The following is an 18,818-nucleotide window of genomic DNA, read 5'->3' on the forward strand; positions in this document are numbered from 1 at the left end:
GAGTGGCATGGCCGAACTCTCTGCGCTGATTATCTGTCTCTCTCTGCTGCTCTACCTGCTGCTGGATGGCACGGATCTGGGCGTGGGGATGCTTTTCTGCTGGTTTCACGATGATGAACAGCGTGAACTGATGACGCACAGCATTCTGCCGGTGTGGGATGCGAATGAAACCTGGCTGGTGCTGGCGGCGGGTGGGCTGCTGGCGCTGTTTCCGCCGGTCTATGCGCTGCTGTTCAGTCAGCTGAGTGTTCCACTGTTTGCCATGCTGCTGGCGCTGCTGGTGCGGGCGATGGCACTGGAGTATCGCGCTCAGAGTTCTCCCCGCCTGCGTCGCTGGCTGGATCGCCTCATGGCGGGCAGCTCCGCGCTGGCGACCTTTATTCAGGGCTGGTGCGCCGGCATGATCATCAGCGCTCAGCCGCAGACCGGCCTGCCGGATGGACTGAGCCTGGTGCCGCTGCTCAGCGGCGCGGGCCTGATGGCGATCAATTCGCTGATGGCCTGCTGCTGGATTGGCTGGCGCATTGGTGAGCGGGTACAGCCGCTGGCGGCGGCACTGAGCTGGCTGTGGTGGCTGCTGGCGCTGGTTATTTTTCTGGCCGACCTCTATCTCAATGCCGATCTCTGGCGGCAGAGCTGGCAGCGACCGCCGGGCAGGATCGCAGCAGGCGCGATAGTATTGCTCTGGATCGCCCTGCCGGTGGCCTTGTGGCGCGCCAGGCCGCTACTGCAACTCATTCTGACGCTTATGCTGATTAGCGCACTCTTTAGCGGCGTATTGTGTGGCCTCTATCCGTGGCTTGTGCCCTATCAGTTTACGCTCAGCGACAGCGCCGTTTCGCCGGTCACGCAGGGTTTTGTGCTGGTGGGAGCGGTGATTGCGATGCCGCTCACGCTGCTCTACCACAGCTGGTCGTTCTGGGTTGAGCGACGCGCGAAATAATGCCCGTCCGCTATGCTTCAGGCAGCGTGCTGCAGAAGCGGGTACGCTTACCAGAGGGAATGAGAGTGAAGAAAGATCGCATTGTGAGTCGGGACTACCCGATAAAAGAAGATCTTCGCTGGGTACGGCGTGAATGGCTGATTCAGCGGGCAGGGGAGTATCTGTTAATTCTGCTGGTGATTCTGGGGGCGTGCGGCCTCTTTTCTAAAGGGGTGCTGAGCGAGGGTCATAGCCGGTCGCCAGACGGCACACTTCAGGTTGAATATGAACGGTTCGGCCGGACCGAAAGCAATATGGATATGCGGATTGGCTACAACGCACCCGCCGGCGATCGCTTCACGATTACGATTGGCGGCGGCGCGCTGAATAATCTGCAGATCCAGACGCTGCAGCCGCAGCCGCTGGAAGCCGTGACGATCGGCAGCGATCTGCGGCTGACCTTTTCCACCGGTGACACCGGGGCGGATCACGCAATCTGGCTCGGCCTGCAGCCACGCGATGCGGGCCTGATTCACGTCACGATTCAGGGCGATGATCACGCACCGGCCCGATTTACCCAATGGATCTATCCCTGACAGAGGCACTTTATGGAAACGGTTTTACGCGCTGCAGCGATCTACCTGGTTCTGATGGTGGTGTTCAAAATTGCGGGCAGACGCACGCTGTTGCAGATGACCTCTTTCGATCTGATTCTGCTGCTGATTATCAGCGAAGCCACGCAGCAGGCGCTGCTGGGCGATGATTTTTCGGTGACGGGCGCGGCGCTGACGATTATCACGCTGGTGACGATCGACATCGTACTGGGAAAACTGAAAAGCCGCTTTCCGGTGGTGGAGCAGGCAATCGATGGCGGTCCGGTGATTCTGGTGGAAAACGGCAACCTGCTGACCGAACGCATGAAGATGACCGGGATTGATCCTGACGATGTGCTGGAGGCGGCGCGTTCCGGACCGGGACTGGAACGGTTTGATCAGATTAAGTATGCCGTGCTGGAGGTCAACGGACATATTTCGGTTATCCCCCGCGCGGACAGCTGACCGCCTCAGACGGCAGGTTTCGCCGGGCTGCAGATGCCACGTCCGGCGGGCAGGGTGAATCTCGCTTCGCTTGCTATTCAGCCGATCTGCGCCAGGCTGAGTAACCGAACCGTGTTTTATTTTCTGAGCTGGCCTGACACTCAATCAGCGTTATGCTTAACAAGTCAGGTATATAGTGAATGATTTTAACCGTTTTACGTTCTATCCGGTCACCGGCTGGCACATCGGCCCGTTAAGCGGGCACGCCGCGCTGGTGCTGCAGTTCAGCTATCTCGATCCTCAGGTCCCGCGCGCGCGATCGGCGCAGGAGTCGCTGTTTTTCGGCCTGACCATCGAGATGGCGAAAGAGCTGGTCAGCACCCTCACCACGCAGATCAACGACGCCGAAAAGAACGGCACTCAGCATTAACCCCGCGATGTGACATCCGCTATTCCGCTGTCGGACCGGCAGGGGCATAAACCTGTATGGCCCCTGCGATCAGGCGGAAATGGGCGGGCGTCTGTCCGATAATCTCGCCGTCTGCATTGATGTAGTGGGGGCGACGCGTTTCGATGGTGAGCGCCGTCGTGCTGAAGGTGCGCACGTTGCGCCAGCGACCCTGCGTACCCCGTCGCAGAAAGGGCAGCAGCGCAATAAGCTGCCAGCTGTGCCGGACCTCCAGACTGTAAACATCCAGCAGCCCGTCGTCGGGTGCGGCGCGCGCTTCGACCGTCATCCCTCCGCCATAAAAACGGCCGTTGCCCACGGAAACCTGAACGGTCCGGATGGGCGTGCGCTGCTCCTCATGGATCAGGGTGGCGCTGAACGGACGGCTCTGACGCAGCAGCCGCAACGCCGCCAGAGCATAACCGCCGACCCCCCAGCGTTTTTTCGATTCTGCGGTGAGATTGCGCGCCAGCTCGGCGGAAAAGCCGATGCTGGAGACGTTGAGGAACAGATGCTGATTCACCTCCCCCAGATCGACTGCGCGCAGCTGCCCGTCAGTGATAATCTGCACCGCCTGCTCCAGCGTGGCGGGGATGCCGAGCGTCCGGGCAAAGTCGTTGGCAGTACCCAGCGGCAGGATCCCCAGCGGCAGGCCGGTCTGCATCACGCCCGGCGCGGCGGCGTTAAGCGTGCCGTCGCCCCCGCCAACGATCACCGCATCAATGCGATGGGCATAAGCCGCGATGAGTTCGCAGTAGCTGCGGCTCTCCTCCTCAGCCGGTTGCAGCAGGGTGATACCCGCCTGAGTCAGCAGCGTCCTGGCCCGGCTGGCCGCCGCGCGGCCTTTACGTGAACGCGGATTGATCAGCAGCAGGGCGGTTTTCAGAGGGTGAGACATATTTTTCCGTCATCCTGATGTCAAAATGGCTGGCACGAGGCGGAAAGTACAGCATCGGTATGCGCGGTGAACAACCCTGCTTGCGCTACTTTACGTAACCACCGGCGTGCCATAAATGGCGATAAAAATCGTCTACACTTCCAGGGTCGGTTCCATATTGAGGAGTGACAATGACACAAGATGAATTCAGAAAACGATTAGCCGGAGAGGGGTTTGACGAGCCACTGCTGGTGGAACGTGCGCCCGCCACCGAGCTCGACAATCATGTCCATCCCTTTGAAGCACTGGCCCTGATCCTCAGTGGTGATATCACCATCAGTACAGAACAGGGCGAGACCACTTACCATTCGGGAGAGACGTTTCACCTGCAGCCGAATGAGCTGCATCGTGAGGCGTTCGGGCCGCAGGGCGTACGCTACCTGGCGGGCCGGAAATATAAGTGACGGGCGGGCAGTATGACAGTTTCTGACGATCTCTTTGCCCGCCTGGCGCGCTCGCCATTCCGCCAGCGCTTTCGACTGGGGCGCGCGGAGTATGATTATGCGCTGAGCAAAGGCGAGCCGGTGTTGCGTGAGCATGCCGCAGAATTTGTTGCACAGCGGCTGGCACCCGCCCGGCCTGCGCGTGATGGCAAACAGACGCCGATGCGCGGTCATCCGGTGTTTATCGCCCAGCACGCCACCGCGACCTGCTGTCGTGGCTGTCTGAGCAAATGGCACAATATTGATCAGCAGCAGCCCCTGAGCGCAGAGCAGCAGGCCTATGTGGTGTCAGTGCTGTTGCAGTGGATCAGCGATCAGATGCAGCGTCCCGCGCCGCCCGCGCGGGTGGTCAGAAAGACGACGAAGCCGGATGACGATCCGCAGCTCGCACTCTGGTAGCGGACGATCAGGCTGCCCCGGAGGGAATTTTCTGGTGAAAACTGGCCCTTTTTCATTCCTGGTTTATTCTTAAATCTTTCCTGGAATCGCTATGCCAGGATTAAAACCTACACGGCAACAATGAATACAGAGGGAATTATGAAGAAATCAATTATTGCACTGTCTGCTATTTTGCTGGCCTCGCCGGTATTTGCTGCTACCACTACCGATAACACCGTTGCGGAAGCGCACAAAGGCGCGGATACCGCTAAAGAAAAACTGCATCATGCGCAGAATCAGGGCGAAGAGCTGAAGCTGAAATCTGAGCACGCGGCGGAAGGCAAGAGCCACACCACCGGCAGCAAAATCAGCGAAGGCACCCAGAAGGGCTGGCATAAAACGAAAGAAGGTGCCGAGAAAGGCTGGGATAAAACCAAGCAGGGCGCTGAAGATCTGAAAAACAAAGCGACCAACTGATTCGCTACCATTTCAGATAAAAAAGAACCCACCGAAAGGTGGGTTTTTTTATGGCTGCAATGCCAGGGCAGATTGCTTTGATATTGAGCCTGCCCCGGGAGCAGGGGCAGATCGGAAAGTCGCTTATACCATCCATGGCCGCTCGGCCCGCACCGTCCCTGGCGCGGGACGCTTTCCTCTTCTGCTGTTCCCGACGCGTTGCGCGTTTTCATTGCTGCCTGATTAAGCGGGTCTTAAATTTTGTAGCCTCTGAAAACTCACCGAAAGGTGGGTTTTTTCATTTCCAGAGAAAATCAGGCTTTGCTGGCGGCGGCTTTTTCTTTCTCTGCCGCCGCTAAGGCTGAGACTTTCATCTCCGCGTCAGCCGCTGCTTCGGCCGCAACGGCGGCGGCTTCTGCCGCGGCCTCGGCGGCGGTCTCAGACTGTTTCTTGCCCTCTTCGATCACCTCTTCGTCGATGACTTCGATGTTCTCGCGATTATCGCGACCGGAGAGCAGGTTCCAGCAGGCGATGAACAGCGCCGCAATCACCGGACCGATGACAAAACCGTTGATGCCGTAAATCTCCATCCCGCCCAGCGTGGCGATCAGGATCAGGTAGTCAGGCATTTTGGTATCTTTACCGACCAGCAGCGGACGCAGGATGTTATCCACCAGCCCCACAATCACCACGAAGAAACCGACCAGGAAGAGGCCTTTCCACACGGCACCGGTGGCGAAGAAGAAGACCGCAGCAGGCACCCAGATAATGGCGGAGCCGACGGCCGGGATCAGGGAGAGGAACGCCATCAGCGCCCCCCATAGCAGACTGCCGTCAATGCCGGTGAACCAGAAGGCCAGCCCGCCGAGAATACCCTGCACGATGCCGACCACAACCGTGCCTTTGACCGTCGCACGCGCCACCGCGGCAAACTTCACCAGCAGGTGATGCTTGACGTAGGTCGAAAGCGGCAGCGCTTCCAGGATCAGATGCACCAGATAGGAGCCATCTTTCAGCAGGAAGAACAGCAGATAGAGCATCACGCCAAAACCGACGGTAAAGCTGAAGGTGCCCCTGCCGATGATGAATGCGCTGCCTGCCAGGTACTGGCCGCCCTTGAGGGCAAACGAGGAGAGCTTCTGCTGAATCTCTCCGGCGGTATCGAGATTATTTTCAGCCAGATAATGTTTTGCCCAGCGCGGCAGATGCTGCAGCAGGTCGGCAAAAACTGCCGGGAACTGCGCCGAGTTGGTCTGCAGCTTGTGATAGACCGCATTGGTCTCGACCACCAGCGATGAGGCGATAATGGCCAGCGGCGTAAACACAATCAGACAGATGCAGAGCAGGGTGAGCAGTGCGGCCAGGCCATTGCGTTCCCCCAGCCGGCCCCGCAGATAACTTTTCAGCGGATGGAAAATGACCGCCAGAATTGCCGCCCATAAAATCGGCGAGAAATAGGGCGAAAGCACCTCAAAAAAGGCGAACGTGGCGATCGCCAGAATCAAAATGAAAAATCCGATGTTCAATCCTTTAAAACGCATGGAAAAACCTCATCTGGAACATACTCTGATAAACCCGAAGCACGAATTTTCCGTGTCTGGCTTCGCTTGCACTGACCGCTCATCACTGAATATCGATCAGGCTTTACTCTTTAAACGCTGCCGGTGGCAGCTTCATGCAGGCTAACGCGTTGAAATTCAGGGCAGAAGCGGGGAACGGCGGATGTGCGTTCACGGCGTCGCGCCCGGACAGTCATGCACGGCAACTGACCATCACGCGCGGGATCCTACCTTAGCGTAGCGGTTTCAACCATTATTGGTAGGTCAGTCACTCATGATCGCGGCGGAATCTGCCGATAACCCGGTTAATGAGGTGAACATCGGGCGATGAAAAATGCATAACAGGATAATTCTGGCGGCGCTGCTGGCGCTGTCGCTGACAGGCTGTGCCACCAAGCACTATCCACAGGCCACGGCGGTGACGCCGGAAGAGACGGCGATGCTCAGTTGTGGCGCGCTGGATCAGGAGCTGGTGAAAGCGCACGGCGTACAGAGCGATATTGAGCAGACCGGGCGGTTTGACGCCCTGACCGTGCTGGGCTTCGTCGGCGATTTTGGTCTGGGTAATGGCATTGCAAAATACAATGCCAGCCAGAAGGTGGCGCGGCGCGTCAGCCAGTTGCAGTCGCTGAAAGCCGCGAAGTGCAGCCAGCCTCTTGCGTAGCTGGCTGCGTCGGGTCAGCCGCGTGTCCGCTCGCTGACATGCTGCAGCCGGACATTTTCGGCGGCGCGCTTACCGGCGAGGAAAGCGTGGTCGGAATTGTAATATTCCCACTCACTGTAGCGGCCTGACAGATGGATATCCTGCGTCAGCAGCCACTGCCGGATCAGCGCCACGTTCGCACTGCGCGCATGGTCGTAGATGACGTAGGCGTAGGGCATATCGACCTCTGAGGCGCAGAGCAGCGGATCGCTCTCGCTGATCATCCCGACCCGGATGCAATCCTGACGGCAGCGTTCAATCAGCGCATCGCCCGTCAGCGGCAGCGGATGGGCGGCGTTGTAGGTGATTTCACAGGTTAAGCCGAACCCGCCGGGGGGATTGCAGTGCGGGCTGGCATTGCCCTGCACAAAGATGCGGTGAAACAGCGTGTCGCCCGGATAGTAAATCCAGTGTTTTTCGGTCAGGTCAGCCCGGCCAATGCCCAGGTTCACGCAGCGCACCGAGACAAACTGCAGCTGCTGTGCCGCCCGCTGCACATTCTCCGGCGCCTCATCGCCCATCAGTTTAATCAGTTCCGGCAGCGGCATGGTGCTGATCAACTGCTCATAGCGGTAGTGGCGTCCATCCGCCAGCAGCGCGACATGCGCCTGCGGATAAATCCGGCTCAGGGTGGCATCCGTTTCCAGTTTGCACTTCAGGTGCGGCAGAAAGCCGGACATCAGCGCCTGGAAGCCACCGCGCAGCGGATAGCCGAAGCGGGCGTTAGGCCCCACCGGTTTTGCCAGCGGCTGTAGTGCGCCATCGATAATCTGCGCCAGGTCGGGCAGCGGTACGCGTCCGCCCAGCCATGAGGTCTCCATCTCAGTCAGCGGCACTTTCCACAGTTTCTGGTTATAGGGCAGAGCAAAGTGACGTGCGATCCCTTTCCCCCAGGTGCGCAGGATAAAGTGCTGAAAATCCTCTTCGCCTTCCACTTCACCGGCCAGGCTGCCCTCATCCGCTATCGCGCCATCGGCACAGCAGTCCCGTCGCGCCCGCGCACGATCCAGCGGCACCGCGGGCGCGGCCGTTTCGCCATAGCGCGCCTCGATTGCGCCCAGCACGCACTCTTTTACGACCTCAACCGGCAGACCGTGCAGCGCCGACTGAAAGGGATAGCGGGTATAGATGCCGTCATTCCAGACCCAGGCCTCACGCGCCTGCCAGTGCAGATTGTCGCCGAGCAGCATCTCGTAGAGCTGCAGGACATAGGGGTCCTGCGAAAACATAATGTGCCCGGCATAGTCGAAGGTAAAACCCCGATCGTCAATGGAGCGGCACCAGCCACCCGGCGTGGCATTTTTCTCCAGCAGCACCGCGCCTTCACCATAGTGATAACCGGCGCTCAGTCCGGTTGGCCCGGCACCGACAATCAGGCAGGGCACCGCTTCGCTCTCCAGCATCGCCGGGGTTAACGGCGTCACGTTCGCCTGGGCACTGGCTGGCGTGACCGGCTCACCGGCAGGCTGCGGATGCGTCAGAGCCTGCTGGATCAGGGCCTGTATCTGTTCTGCCGTGCGATCCCAGGAGGTCGCGTCCACTCTTACCTGCATGCGGCCCGCCAGCGCCAGTCGCTCAGCCGCACTGAGGGTCATCGCCTCTTCACAGGCGGCAATAAAGGCGGCAGGGGTCTCTGCCACCGCCACTTCTTCAGCGTAATGTCGCGCCACGTCCACGATGGCGGTACTGACAATCGGCAACTGTGCCGCCATGTATTCCAGCACCTTGGTGGGCGAGATGAAACGCGTCGAGGCGTTAATGGCAAAAGGCATCAGGCAGACATCCCAGCCCGCCAGGAACTGCGGCAGCGCCTGATAGGGCTGCTGGCCGAGCCAGTGAATGTTGTCGCGCTGCGGCAGGCTGGCGGGATCGATTTTCACCACCGGGCCGACCATGATGATCTGCCACTCCGGATGGCTGTCCGCCAGCGCGGCAATCAGCGGCAGATCGATACGCTCATCCAGTACGCCGTAATAGCCAAGCCGCTTTGCTGGGATCGCATCCTGAAGCGGATGATGGTTACTGCGATCGCGTGCCTGCTCAAAGTGGACGGCATCCACGCTGCTGGGGAAGCAGTAAACCTGATGATGTTTATCGCGCTTTGCTTCATAGAGGCTGGAGCCGCCGGTGAACACCAGATCGGCGCGGGTCATCAGCGCCGATTCGCGCTGTTGTAACTGGCGCGGGGCGTTGTGGAAGGCGGAGAGCTCATCCATGCAATCGTAGATCACCAGCCGGGGTTTGAAGGGGGTGAGCAGCGGCAGGGCCATGGGGGTATAGAACCAGATCAGCGGCTCCTCATCCTCCTCCAGCAGCGGGGCGAGCAGCAGCAGCAGTGGGGCAATCTGGCTGTCGTGAAAACCGGGCGCGTCGTGGTGGGTATGCGGCTGGATCACGGTGATATTTGCTGCGGGCGAACTCTGATGCAGGCCAGGTGGTCCCGCCTGCCAGACCGGCTCCTCGACGAACAGCACGCGATAGTGCTGTGCCAGACGGGTCAGAAGCTGCTGCGGGCGCTGGAAAACAAAGCCCCAGCGTAAATGACTGAAAACGATAAGAGCGGGTTTGTTCATGACAGACTCCTGACAGGGGGATGAGGAAGGGACGATGTGCTGCAAAAAGCGTTGCGCCTGGCGCAGGGCGTCGGCATAAGGCTGCTGTAACTGGCGGGCGTAAGGATCGGGCCCTGACAGGTCCAAATCCCATAACCCGCTGCGGGTCCAGAAGGTGGTCTCCTCCCAGAGGGGACGATCGAGAATCGGATAGAGGCAGATGCCGAGCATCTCAACGCCCGCCAGCTGCGCCTGCGCCACCTGGGCGGCGATCTCGCCGATCCAGGCGCCGCGTCCGCTGCCGACATGGCTGGTTTCTGCCAGCAGCAGCGGCCGCTGATAACGCTGCCAGACCTGCTGCAGCATCTGATGCAGCGGCAGGCGGCGGCTGTCGCCCAGATGCCACCAGAGTCGCTGGTTCGAACCCTGCTCCCACTGGTTGTCGTGGTAATAGTTGACGCCCACCAGATCGAGATAGCGGGGCGCGCCGCCCAGCTCCGGATCACGTCTGCCGCTCAGCATGTCCCACGCCTGGTACTGGGTGTCACACAGGGCGCGTGCCAGCCCGTCGCTGTCGGGATCGGCGGGATCGGGCACGATATGGATCAGCGGATCGCAGTGCAGCAGGCGGGCGCGCGGATCCGCCTGCCAGATCGCATCACAGGCCGCCAGCGTAGCCCGCACCAGCTGACGCTTGGCGGCATCCGCCCGATCGGGTTCAGGGATCGCCTCACAGGGGAAAACCCCGACGGAGATGCCCCAGCTGAGGAAAGAGATCTCATTCATCGGTGAATAGACCGGCGCAGACGAATACCAGGGGGCGAGAAAGCGGGCCAGAGCGCCGCAGAAGGCGGCAAACCGGCTGACAAAGTCATCACTGAACAGCGTGACGTCAGCGGGCCAGCCGTAGTGACAGAGTGTCCAGCTGAGCTGAATACCCTGCTCACGTGCGGCCACCATCCGCGCTGCGACGGTCGAGAAGTCATAGCGTCCATTGCGTTCACACAGCCGCCAGCCCACGCTTTCGCGCACCGTGCGAAGAGAAAAGGGGGCCAGGGCGGCATAATCCGCTGCTGCACGGCTCTGATGCTGATTCAGATCGTTCATCGACAGCGCAAGACCGGCAGGATTGATATGATCGGCCCCTTCGTAACCCGCCTGCCAGAAACTGGAAAAAGGCGTCATGGCATCTCCCGAAAAAAAGCAACACGCTTCCCGCTGACGCGCCGTCGTGAAACGGGTCAGGGCGTTATGGGTATGCAAAGCAGACTGGCCGGTCGGGCCACTCTCAACGAACGGGCGATCCCTGCCATAAGCCACAGACGCTGAATGGCAGGCATCAGCACCTGTTGCAAAATGGACGAGTGAGATAGCAGGTTTTACAGACAGCGCTATCGGCAGGAAAAAGAGTGGCTTCTCTGAATGTTAAGTGATGAGGTGGAAGCCTTACTGGAAAGTATAGGCTGGGTAATGTTCTTGGCAAATTATTGAAGTAAAAAGAAAAAACGCAGCGGCAAAAAGCAGCCAGCCAGAAAAAGGAAATTTTTGCTTCCGTTTCAGTCGCCAGCAAAATAAGCGCAGCGTGAGGCGAGGCTGTCCCTTTTTCAGCTTTGTTAACCTTTTCCGCAGCCTGCAGAACGGTCAGACTCGCCCGCTTCAGGCTTACAGCTTCGCTTGCCTTTTGGCGAACAGGCGACAAGCTTGACGTATCGCTGGCCTGGATCTGCGGGCCAATCAATCGGCGGCGGCGAAGAGACGCCCCCTTTAAAACAGGATGTTTAGCAGACTATGTTCTCATTCGACTGGCACCGTTTTTTGCTCAACGATCAGCCCGCCACCTTTTTGTTTGAGGTGGTGGCGCGTGTCCTGATCGCTTATCTGGTGGTATTTACCTTTCTCAAAGTCTCCGGGCGGCGCGGCGTGCGTCAGCTGTCTCTGTTTGAACTGGTGGTGATCCTGACGCTGGGTTCCGCCTCGGGTGACGTGACGTTTTATGATGATGTGCCGGTGCTGCCGGTCATTATGGTGTTTGTGGTTCTGCTGTCGCTCTACCGTCTGACCACCTGGCTGACGGCGCTTAGTCCGCGCTTTTCACGGCTGATTCAGGGGGATGTGATTACCCTGATTAAAGACGGGCTATATGTGCTGGAAAGTCTGGATCGGCTGAATATTTCCGAAGATGAGTTCTATATGGAGTTGCGGCAGAGCGGCGTGGAACATCTGGGGCAGATCCGCCTGGCGCTGGTGGAGGTCGATGGCCAGCTGAGCCTCTATTTCTATGACGACGATGCGATGCGCGCCGGGTTAAGCGTGCTGCCTCCCGCGCACCGGCAGGATTACAGCACGGTCCCGACGAGCGGGCTTTATGCCTGCACCCATTGCGGCCAGACCCGGACCATTGAGGCAGAGCAGCAGGCGGTCTGTCCGCGCTGCCAGCGCCAGCGCTGGTCTGTGGCGCTGACCGTGCGCCGGTTGCACTGATGGCCCGCCTCAGCTCAGCTTTCAGCCTTCCCATCGCCCGGTTTAACGTCGGCGAAGCAGGCACTGAGCGGTCGCTTTTGCTGACCCTGGGCCGTGAAATTTTCCGTACTCAGCCACGAACTCAGGGCACACTGAACGGCCGGCCATTCACGATCGATAATCGACATCCAGTCGGTATCGCGGTTGCGCTGTTTACGTGTCATGACCTGGCGAAAGCGGCCCTCAAAGCGGAACCCGAGTCGTTCTGCTGCCCGCCGTGACGCGACGTTAGTTGAATCACAGCGCCACGCTACCCGACGATAGCCGAGTGAAAAAGCCTGCTGCAGCAGCAGAAAAATCGCTTCGCTGCCGATAACAGTGCGCTGCATCAGCGGCGACCATGTCACGTGACCAATTTCAATGGTGCCATGTTCCTGCTCAATGCTGGCGAAGCAGACGACACCATAAGGCTGCTGCTCCAGCGTACAGACTGAAAAGGGGATCAGCGCCGCGTCCGCTACTTTATCCGCAATCCAGCGCTGCATCTGTGATAGTGACGTGGGTCGTTCTGCACTCAGCCATGTCCAGTCGCGATCATCTTTTGCCTGCATGAATGCGTGAAACAGCGGTTCAGCATGATCGAGACTCAGTGGCAGAAGCAGGCAATGCTGACCCGACAGTGGTGCGCGGGGCGGTCTGGCAACCGGCTGCCACTCGGGCAGAGCCTCGCCGACCGGCTGATTAAACTGATTGATGTTCAATAGCATCCTCCTGAAAAAAAACGGACGGTATACGAGGGGGAAGATCCGCCGTTCTGACGGGTTAGCCTGAACCGCAGCTAAACGCGTTGCAGCTTGTTCCCGGTTGCCACATAACTTTGCCTGTTACTGACAGAAAATGAAAACGCTTCGGGCAGCATAGCGTCACCGTTATCAAAGAGGTGTGCGTATGAAAGTGAGGCTGGCCAGTGGGTTACTTTTTTTACTGTTATCGTTTGGCGCGTTTTCACAACAGGTGATTAGCGAAAGTCATCCCCATTCACGCAGTGCGCGACTGCTGGAACAGGGGAGCCAGGTGGATACGGCGGATACGCCGGATGAACATCTGCTGGAGGGACGGGAGGGGCGGAGCACTCTGCAACGCAGGCCGTTTTAAGATAACGCCCCGGCAGAGCACGCTGCCTGGGCACCAGAGAGCCGAATCTGAACGCGTCAGACCCGCAGGTTATAGGGTGGCCTGCGTGGGTGACAGGCCAGGCACCAGAATCACCTTGCGGCACTCCTCTTCCCGTTTGTTGAAAATATCGTAGCCGCGGGCCGCATCCTCCAGCGGCAGATGATGGGTCACAATCTCTTCCGGTGTCAGGTGGCCCTGCTCAATCAGCTTAAGCAGGTCAGGCAGATAGGCGTGAACGTGGGTCTGTCCCATCTTAAAGGTCAGCCCTTTGTCGAAGGCGTCACCAAACAGGAAGCCGTGAATAAAACCGGCGTAAACGCCCGGCACGCTGACGATACCGCCACGCCGCACCGCCGCAATACACTGGCGCAACGCTTTACCGCTGCTGCCCTCCAGTTTGAGGTTGCTGAGCACGGTTTCCGTCAGGCTGCCTTTCGCCTCAAAGCCCACGGCATCAATCACCGCATCCACCCCGCGATTGCCGGCGCTCTGTTCGATGATCCAGCCTGCCGGGTCATCAATTTCATCGAAGTTAATCGGGATAACGCCATAGCGTTCACGGGCAAAGTTTAAGCGGTAGCTGTTGTGGTCGATCATGTAGATCTGTTCGGCCCCCTGCTGGCGGGCGCAGGCGGCGCTGAGCAGCCCCACCGGCCCGGCACCGAAAATAGCCACGCTGGAACCGGGTCTGACCTCGGCATTTTTCACCGCCTGCCAGGCGGTCGGCAGGATATCGGAGAGAAAAAGCACTTTCTCATCCGACAGCACCGGCGGCACTTTAAACGGGCCGGTGTTGGCTTTAGGCACCCGGACATACTCAGCCTGTCCGCCGGGCACACCACCGTAAAGTTTGCTGAAGCCAAACAGCGCGGCCGGCGGAGTAATATTTTTGCGGTTCAGGATGGCACCCCGGCCGCTGTTGGTGTTCTCACAGGCGGCATACTGATTAAGCAGGCAGAAAAAGCAGTCGCCACAGGCGATAACGAACGGGATGACCACCCGATCGCCTTTGGCGACGGCCGTGACCGCACTGCCTGTCTCAACCACTTCGCCCATAAACTCATGGCCAAAGATATCACCGTGGCCGGTACCGGGAATTTTGCCGCGATAGAGGTGGAGGTCTGACCCACAAATGGCCGTGGCGGTCACACGCAGAATGATGTCATCTGCGGCCTCCAGGCCGGGATCGGGGACGTTATCCACGCTGACTTTATGCGGGCCGTGGTAGGTTAATGCTTTCATCTGTTCATCTCCTGCTGATAAGGGGAGGGCGGTCAGACCGTGAGCCGTGACCACTCGCGGGGAAGTGTTGCGATATCTGAGCCTCAACCTGCGTGAAGTGTAGTCACCCTCAGAAGAGTAAGCAGAGCGGTGCAGGAGAAAGCCCCGTCTCAGCCGGGCTGGCAGGGAGGGGATGTCCGGGTGTCAGCAACCGTGACGAGGGGCGCATCGGGCTGCCACCGCATCAGATCGGCAAAGGCGCGACGATAAGCCGTGTCGATTTGCGCCGGTACCTGTTCAATGTAGCGGAAAGCGTGTTCCCGCGTTTCACCGCTCAGCTGCTGCAGATAGTGCCGCGCCTGACCCAGCGTCGGTATCTGGCCTTCGACACCGGCCATGCGGGCGGGCAAATCAGTCCAGATGAGACCTTCAATCCCTCTGGCCTGCGCCCACGCCGCCAGCGGGCCTGTGGCGTTATCTGTCACCGAGATCATCCCGACGCCATCGACGCGGTTGTCCGGAATGGCCTCACGAAGCCGCAGCGCCTGGCAGGCCCGCTCCAGTGAAGCGGTATTCAGCCAGGCCCAGCACACCGGCACCGGACTGGCATTCAGACAGATTGCCGTGGAGAGCTCACCGCCATCACTGATGCGCACAAATTCCACCGGTACGGCGGGACCATCATGATGCCACTCACTGGCGACCGGCAGCGCGCCGGTTTTCCAGATTAACGATCCCCAGCCCAGACAGGCAATTTTCATTCTCTTCTCCCGTATTTGCGTCGCCACCCTCGCGACCCGTCAGAGTTAAAGCGTAGCCCGTTACGCTTAATCGTTACAGGGATCACCTTTTTTAGTGCGGTAAACGCGCCTTAAAGATGGCATGATCTGCCCCGCAGTCACTCTGCACAACCTGACGGTTATTTCAGCGATCTGTGCGCGTTTGTCGGTGCAGCTTGAACTTTTATCGTCAGGTAGTGTAAAAAGTGGCGCACGCAAACGATTACCTGTGCATGTACTTTGGCAGCATCACGCGCGCAGGTTCCGCTGCGACCGGGCCGGAAAGCAGGGAACGACACCTCTTTCAGCGGTCCAGGGTACTGGCGCTTTTAACACGGAATATCTGATGAAAACCACGCAAACTGGCACGCTGGGCGCGCTTGAAAGTGACGTCGATATGGGATGGCGTAAAACCGACACCATGTGGATGCTGGGTTTATACGGCACTGCGATTGGTGCGGGCGTCCTGTTCCTGCCGATTAATGCGGGCGTCGGCGGCCTCATCCCGCTGATCATTATGGCGATACTGGCGTTTCCGCTGACCTTTTATGCGCACCGCGCGCTGACCCGCTTTGTCCTCTCCGGCAAAAACCCGGCCGGTGATATCACCGAGGTTGTTGAGGAGCATTTCGGCGTCGGGGCGGGCAAGCTGATTACGCTGCTCTATTTCTTCGCCATCTACCCGATTCTGCTGATGTACAGCGTTGCGATTACCAATACGGTCGAGAGTCTGATGGTGAATCAGCTGGGGCTGGTGCCGCCGCCGCGTGCGCTGCTGTCGCTGCTGCTGATTGTCGGGCTGATGACCATTGTGCGCTTTGGCGAGAAGATGATTGTCAAAGCGATGAGCGTGCTGGTCTACCCCTTTGTCGCGGTGCTGATGCTGATGGCCTGCTATCTGATCCCACACTGGCACGGCGCGGCGCTCTCCACGCTGACCGTTCAGCCTGCAGGCAGCAGCCTGTGGATGACGCTGTGGCTGGCGATCCCGGTGATGGTCTTCTCCTTTAACCACTCTCCCATTATCTCCTCCTTTGCGCTGGCGAAGCGCGAAGAGTATGGCGACGCCGCTGAGAAAAAGTGCTCGTGCATTCTGGCCTGCTCACACCTGATGATGGTGGTGACAGTGATGTTCTTTGTCTTCAGCTGCGTGCTGAGCCTGTCGCCTGAGGATCTGCATGCGGCCAAGGCGCAGAACATCACGATTCTCTCCTATCTGGCGAACCACTTTCAGGTGCCGATGATTGCCTGGCTGGGCCCGCTGATCGCGGTGGTGGCGATCACCAAATCGTTCCTGGGTCACTACCTTGGCGCGCGCGAAGGGTTCAACGGCATGGTTAATAAAGCGCTGCGCAGTCGCGGTAAAGCGATCGCGCCAGCCAGACTGAATCGCCTGACGTCACTCTTTATGCTGCTGACAACCTGGCTGGTGGCAACGCTGGACCCGAATATTCTCGGCATGATTGAGACGCTGGGCGGGCCGGTCATTGCCATGATCCTGTTCCTGATGCCGATGTACGCCATTCAGAAAGTCCCGGCAATGCGTCAGTACAGCGGAAAAATCAGCAACCTGTTTGTGGTGCTGATCGGAGTGATTGCCATCTCCGCTATTTTCTATTCGCTGGTGAAGTAATCCTGCCTACGGCAGATGCCTCCTCCGGGAGGCTCCTGACGTTCCCCCTGTCATACACGCCTCCCGCGCGTCCGAATCCGGCTCATCCCCTGTCTCCTGCCCGACTGAAGTATCTGGTTAGCAATGGTTACAGTTGTTACAGAGTGACATGGTAGAGTTAACGCGAATAATTATTATTCCTTTAAAGGACAGGATGAACATGAAGATCGGGATGGCTGCTGCCACCACACTTTTGCTGTCGACCGCCTGCGCGGCCACCACTTATCCGGTCACCGTGACCGATATGGATGGACAGAAAATTACGCTGCAGAAAGAGCCTCAGCATGTGATTCTGCAGGATGGCCGCGACGTCATGACGCTGGCACTGCTGGATCGACAGAATCCGTTTCAGCGGGTCGTGGCCTGGAACAATCTGCCGAAAAAGCAGGACACTCAGACCTGGGATCTGCTGAAGCAGCGCTGGCCTCAGGCGACCTCAATTGTGGATATGGGCTTTAACGATCAGGGCCAGGTCAACCTGGAGAGCGTGCTGGCGAAGCAGCCCGATCTGATGATTGCGCAGCTGCGTGCTAAACCCGCGCTGACACAATCAGGCGTGCTGGCCACCCTGAAAAATCTGCACATCCCGGTACTGTTCCTCGATGATGAGCTGCATCCGAAAGAGAACACCCTGAAGAGCGTGAGCGTGCTCGGCACGGTGCTGAACCGTGAAGCTGAAGCAAAAGACTACGCCGATTTTTATCAGCAGCGCTGGCAGGCGCTTCAGGAGAAGATCGCCCAGGTTCCGCACAAGCCGACGGTTTTTGTTGAGCCGATTGCCGGTAACAGCGACAACTGCTGCTTTACCCACGGACACAACGGCTGGGGCGCGCTGGTGGAGGCGGTAGGCGGCAAAAATATTGGCTCTGAACTGCTGCCCGGCAGTTCCGGCTTTGTTTCGCTGGAGAAGATCATCGCCATGAAGCCGGATGTCTACATCATGACCGGCTCAAAGCGGCCGAACAGCAATGTGCTGCCGTTTGGTTACGGCGCGAATCAGACCGAGGTGACCGCGACCTTTAAGCGCTTACTGAGCCGCACGGGGCTGGCGCAGATCGCCCCGGTCAGAGAGCAGCGCGTCTATGGCGTTTACCATCACTTCTATAACCATCCCTACAACATTATCGGGATGGAGATTCTGGCGAAAGATCTCTATCCGCAACAGTTTCGTGACCTCGACCCCACGGCGGATTACCACCACATCGTGACGCACTTTACAGGATTACCTGACGCGTCCGTGATCCTCAGTACGCCATAACCGGCCCCTGTCAGGGTGCGGTTTCGTACCCTGACACACGTTTTCGCTGGCAGCGGCGATCGGCGTTTTGTCTGATGCGCCGATCAGCCAGCGGGCAGGGCGGTCTTTAGTGTTAAGAAAGTGATAATTACGCGTAATGGTCTGTAAATTGGCGGTTTTTAAGAATTATACAGATGTTGCCATACAGGATTATTGCCATGATGCCGATCAACGGTGCCTGACAGCCGTTATTTTCGGAGGCAGTACCATGAAAAAAACAACATTAACGCTTATCGCTTCACTTTTGACATGCAGCACGCTCTTTTCTCAGACCACGCTGGCAGACGATCGCGGCGATCCGCACCACCCGCCGGTGCCTCATCAGAATGATGGCCCTGGCCCGGATGCGTGGGGGCCCGGCCCGCATCCGGATCGTGACCGCGACGACCGCCATCGTCATGAGGAGCGGGAACGTCATGAGATTGAACATGCGCGTCATGATGACGAGCGCTTCCGTCACGACAGAGGGCGATATGAGCCGCGCGACGCATTCGCCTGGCAGGGACATGAGTTTCGCCGTGGCCATGCGATCCCGCGAGCCTATTGTGACGACCGTTACCGCGTTGACGACTGGGATGCGCGCGGACTGCCTGAACCTCCGCAGGGGGAACACTGGGCAGACATCAACGGCAACTATGTGCTGATTGCGGCGGCAACCGGCATTATCACCTCACTGCTGCTGAACAACGCACTGAATTGATCCCGCGGGATGGCGGCGGCCATCCCGCTTTCTTTCCGTTTTGCGCCGCCAGCGTCTATCCTGAGACTCCACACTGAC

At 58.8% G+C, this 18,818-nt stretch carries 19 protein-coding genes; 13 read left to right on the forward strand and 6 right to left on the reverse strand.

The window, feature by feature from the left end:
* The first annotated feature begins 7 nt into the window (after positions 1-7).
* The 4 genes from AC6I7A_RS04860 to AC6I7A_RS04875 all read left to right on the forward strand — a co-directional run bounded on the left by AC6I7A_RS04860 (position 8) and on the right by AC6I7A_RS04875 (position 2,389).
* Positions 8-943 carry a cytochrome d ubiquinol oxidase subunit II gene (locus AC6I7A_RS04860; RefSeq protein WP_058956333.1) on the forward strand — a complete coding sequence of 312 codons (936 nt, stop codon included), beginning with the start codon at positions 8-10 and terminating at the stop codon, positions 941-943.
* A 59-nt stretch (positions 944-1,002) separates the two neighbouring features.
* Complete coding sequence (locus tag AC6I7A_RS04865; protein WP_046101394.1) at positions 1,003-1,518, forward strand: hypothetical protein; 516 nt, start codon at positions 1,003-1,005, stop codon at positions 1,516-1,518.
* Positions 1,519-1,530: 12 nt separating this feature from the next.
* Positions 1,531-1,980 carry a DUF421 domain-containing protein gene (locus tag AC6I7A_RS04870; protein ID WP_009091550.1) on the forward strand — a complete coding sequence of 150 codons (450 nt, stop codon included), beginning with the start codon at positions 1,531-1,533 and terminating at the stop codon, positions 1,978-1,980.
* 175 nt (positions 1,981-2,155) lie between these two features.
* A complete protein-coding gene (locus AC6I7A_RS04875; protein ID WP_009091549.1) occupies positions 2,156-2,389 on the forward strand; it encodes a BssS family protein in 234 nt (77 codons plus the stop codon).
* A 19-nt stretch (positions 2,390-2,408) separates the two neighbouring features.
* Here AC6I7A_RS04875 and AC6I7A_RS04880 read toward each other — a convergent pair whose 3' ends face one another.
* On the reverse strand, positions 2,409-3,305 hold the full coding sequence (locus AC6I7A_RS04880) for a lipid kinase (RefSeq protein ID WP_058956332.1): 897 nt from the start codon (positions 3,303-3,305) through the stop codon (positions 2,409-2,411).
* A gap of 170 nt (positions 3,306-3,475) precedes the next feature.
* Here AC6I7A_RS04880 and AC6I7A_RS04885 point away from each other — a divergent pair, with 170 nt between their 5' ends.
* From AC6I7A_RS04885 to AC6I7A_RS04895, 3 genes are all read left to right on the forward strand, one after another.
* Positions 3,476-3,748, forward strand: a complete 273-nt coding sequence (locus tag AC6I7A_RS04885) for a cupin domain-containing protein (RefSeq protein WP_058956331.1) — start codon at positions 3,476-3,478, stop codon at positions 3,746-3,748.
* Between the two features lie 12 nt (positions 3,749-3,760).
* Positions 3,761-4,186 (forward strand): DUF4186 domain-containing protein, encoded by a 426-nt coding sequence (locus tag AC6I7A_RS04890; protein ID WP_058956330.1) that lies wholly within the window; start codon positions 3,761-3,763, stop codon positions 4,184-4,186.
* A gap of 138 nt (positions 4,187-4,324) precedes the next feature.
* Positions 4,325-4,642 (forward strand): KPN_00521 family repetitive protein, encoded by a 318-nt coding sequence (locus AC6I7A_RS04895; protein WP_033736382.1) that lies wholly within the window; start codon positions 4,325-4,327, stop codon positions 4,640-4,642.
* Positions 4,643-4,935: 293 nt separating this feature from the next.
* Here AC6I7A_RS04895 and AC6I7A_RS04900 read toward each other — a convergent pair whose 3' ends face one another.
* A complete protein-coding gene (locus AC6I7A_RS04900) occupies positions 4,936-6,162 on the reverse strand; it encodes an AI-2E family transporter (protein ID WP_009091545.1) in 1,227 nt (408 codons plus the stop codon).
* Between the two features lie 352 nt (positions 6,163-6,514).
* Between AC6I7A_RS04900 and AC6I7A_RS04905 the strand changes: the two genes are divergently transcribed.
* Entirely contained in the window at positions 6,515-6,844 is a 330-nt protein-coding gene (locus AC6I7A_RS04905) for a hypothetical protein (RefSeq protein ID WP_009091543.1), read from the forward strand.
* Between the two features lie 14 nt (positions 6,845-6,858).
* Here the strand turns inward: AC6I7A_RS04905 and AC6I7A_RS04910 are convergent, their stop codons facing one another.
* Positions 6,859-10,620, reverse strand: coding sequence for an NAD(P)-binding protein (locus AC6I7A_RS04910; protein ID WP_058956329.1), 3,762 nt, complete (start codon positions 10,618-10,620; stop codon positions 6,859-6,861).
* 603 nt (positions 10,621-11,223) lie between these two features.
* On the opposite strand from AC6I7A_RS04910, the gene AC6I7A_RS04915 reads away from it, so the two are divergent.
* Entirely contained in the window at positions 11,224-11,916 is a 693-nt protein-coding gene (locus tag AC6I7A_RS04915) for a DUF421 domain-containing protein (RefSeq protein ID WP_046101399.1), read from the forward strand.
* Between the two features lie 14 nt (positions 11,917-11,930).
* Here AC6I7A_RS04915 and AC6I7A_RS04920 read toward each other — a convergent pair whose 3' ends face one another.
* Positions 11,931-12,656, reverse strand: coding sequence for a GNAT family N-acetyltransferase (locus tag AC6I7A_RS04920; protein ID WP_058956328.1), 726 nt, complete (start codon positions 12,654-12,656; stop codon positions 11,931-11,933).
* Positions 12,657-12,843: 187 nt separating this feature from the next.
* Here AC6I7A_RS04920 and AC6I7A_RS04925 point away from each other — a divergent pair, with 187 nt between their 5' ends.
* On the forward strand, positions 12,844-13,050 hold the full coding sequence (locus AC6I7A_RS04925) for a hypothetical protein (RefSeq protein ID WP_009091537.1): 207 nt from the start codon (positions 12,844-12,846) through the stop codon (positions 13,048-13,050).
* 69 nt (positions 13,051-13,119) lie between these two features.
* On the opposite strand, the gene AC6I7A_RS04930 is transcribed toward AC6I7A_RS04925, so the two are convergent.
* Positions 13,120-14,313, reverse strand: a complete 1,194-nt coding sequence (locus tag AC6I7A_RS04930) for a zinc-dependent alcohol dehydrogenase (protein ID WP_058956327.1) — start codon at positions 14,311-14,313, stop codon at positions 13,120-13,122.
* Positions 14,314-14,462: 149 nt separating this feature from the next.
* Complete coding sequence (locus AC6I7A_RS04935; protein ID WP_058956326.1) at positions 14,463-15,053, reverse strand: hypothetical protein; 591 nt, start codon at positions 15,051-15,053, stop codon at positions 14,463-14,465.
* Between the two features lie 364 nt (positions 15,054-15,417).
* Between AC6I7A_RS04935 and AC6I7A_RS04940 the strand changes: the two genes are divergently transcribed.
* The 3 genes from AC6I7A_RS04940 to AC6I7A_RS04950 all read left to right on the forward strand — a co-directional run bounded on the left by AC6I7A_RS04940 (position 15,418) and on the right by AC6I7A_RS04950 (position 18,740).
* A complete protein-coding gene (locus tag AC6I7A_RS04940) occupies positions 15,418-16,704 on the forward strand; it encodes an HAAAP family serine/threonine permease (RefSeq protein WP_058956325.1) in 1,287 nt (428 codons plus the stop codon).
* 199 nt (positions 16,705-16,903) lie between these two features.
* Positions 16,904-18,001: an ABC transporter substrate-binding protein gene (locus AC6I7A_RS04945; protein ID WP_058956324.1), complete on the forward strand. Its 1,098-nt coding sequence runs from the start codon at positions 16,904-16,906 to the stop codon at positions 17,999-18,001.
* 247 nt (positions 18,002-18,248) lie between these two features.
* The gene (locus AC6I7A_RS04950) at positions 18,249-18,740 is read left to right on the forward strand and encodes an RcnB family protein (protein ID WP_058956323.1); all 492 of its coding nucleotides are present in this window, start codon (positions 18,249-18,251) and stop codon (positions 18,738-18,740) included.
* The last annotated feature ends 78 nt before the right edge of the window (positions 18,741-18,818 follow it).

This window comes from Type-F symbiont of Plautia stali (assembly GCF_059731105.1).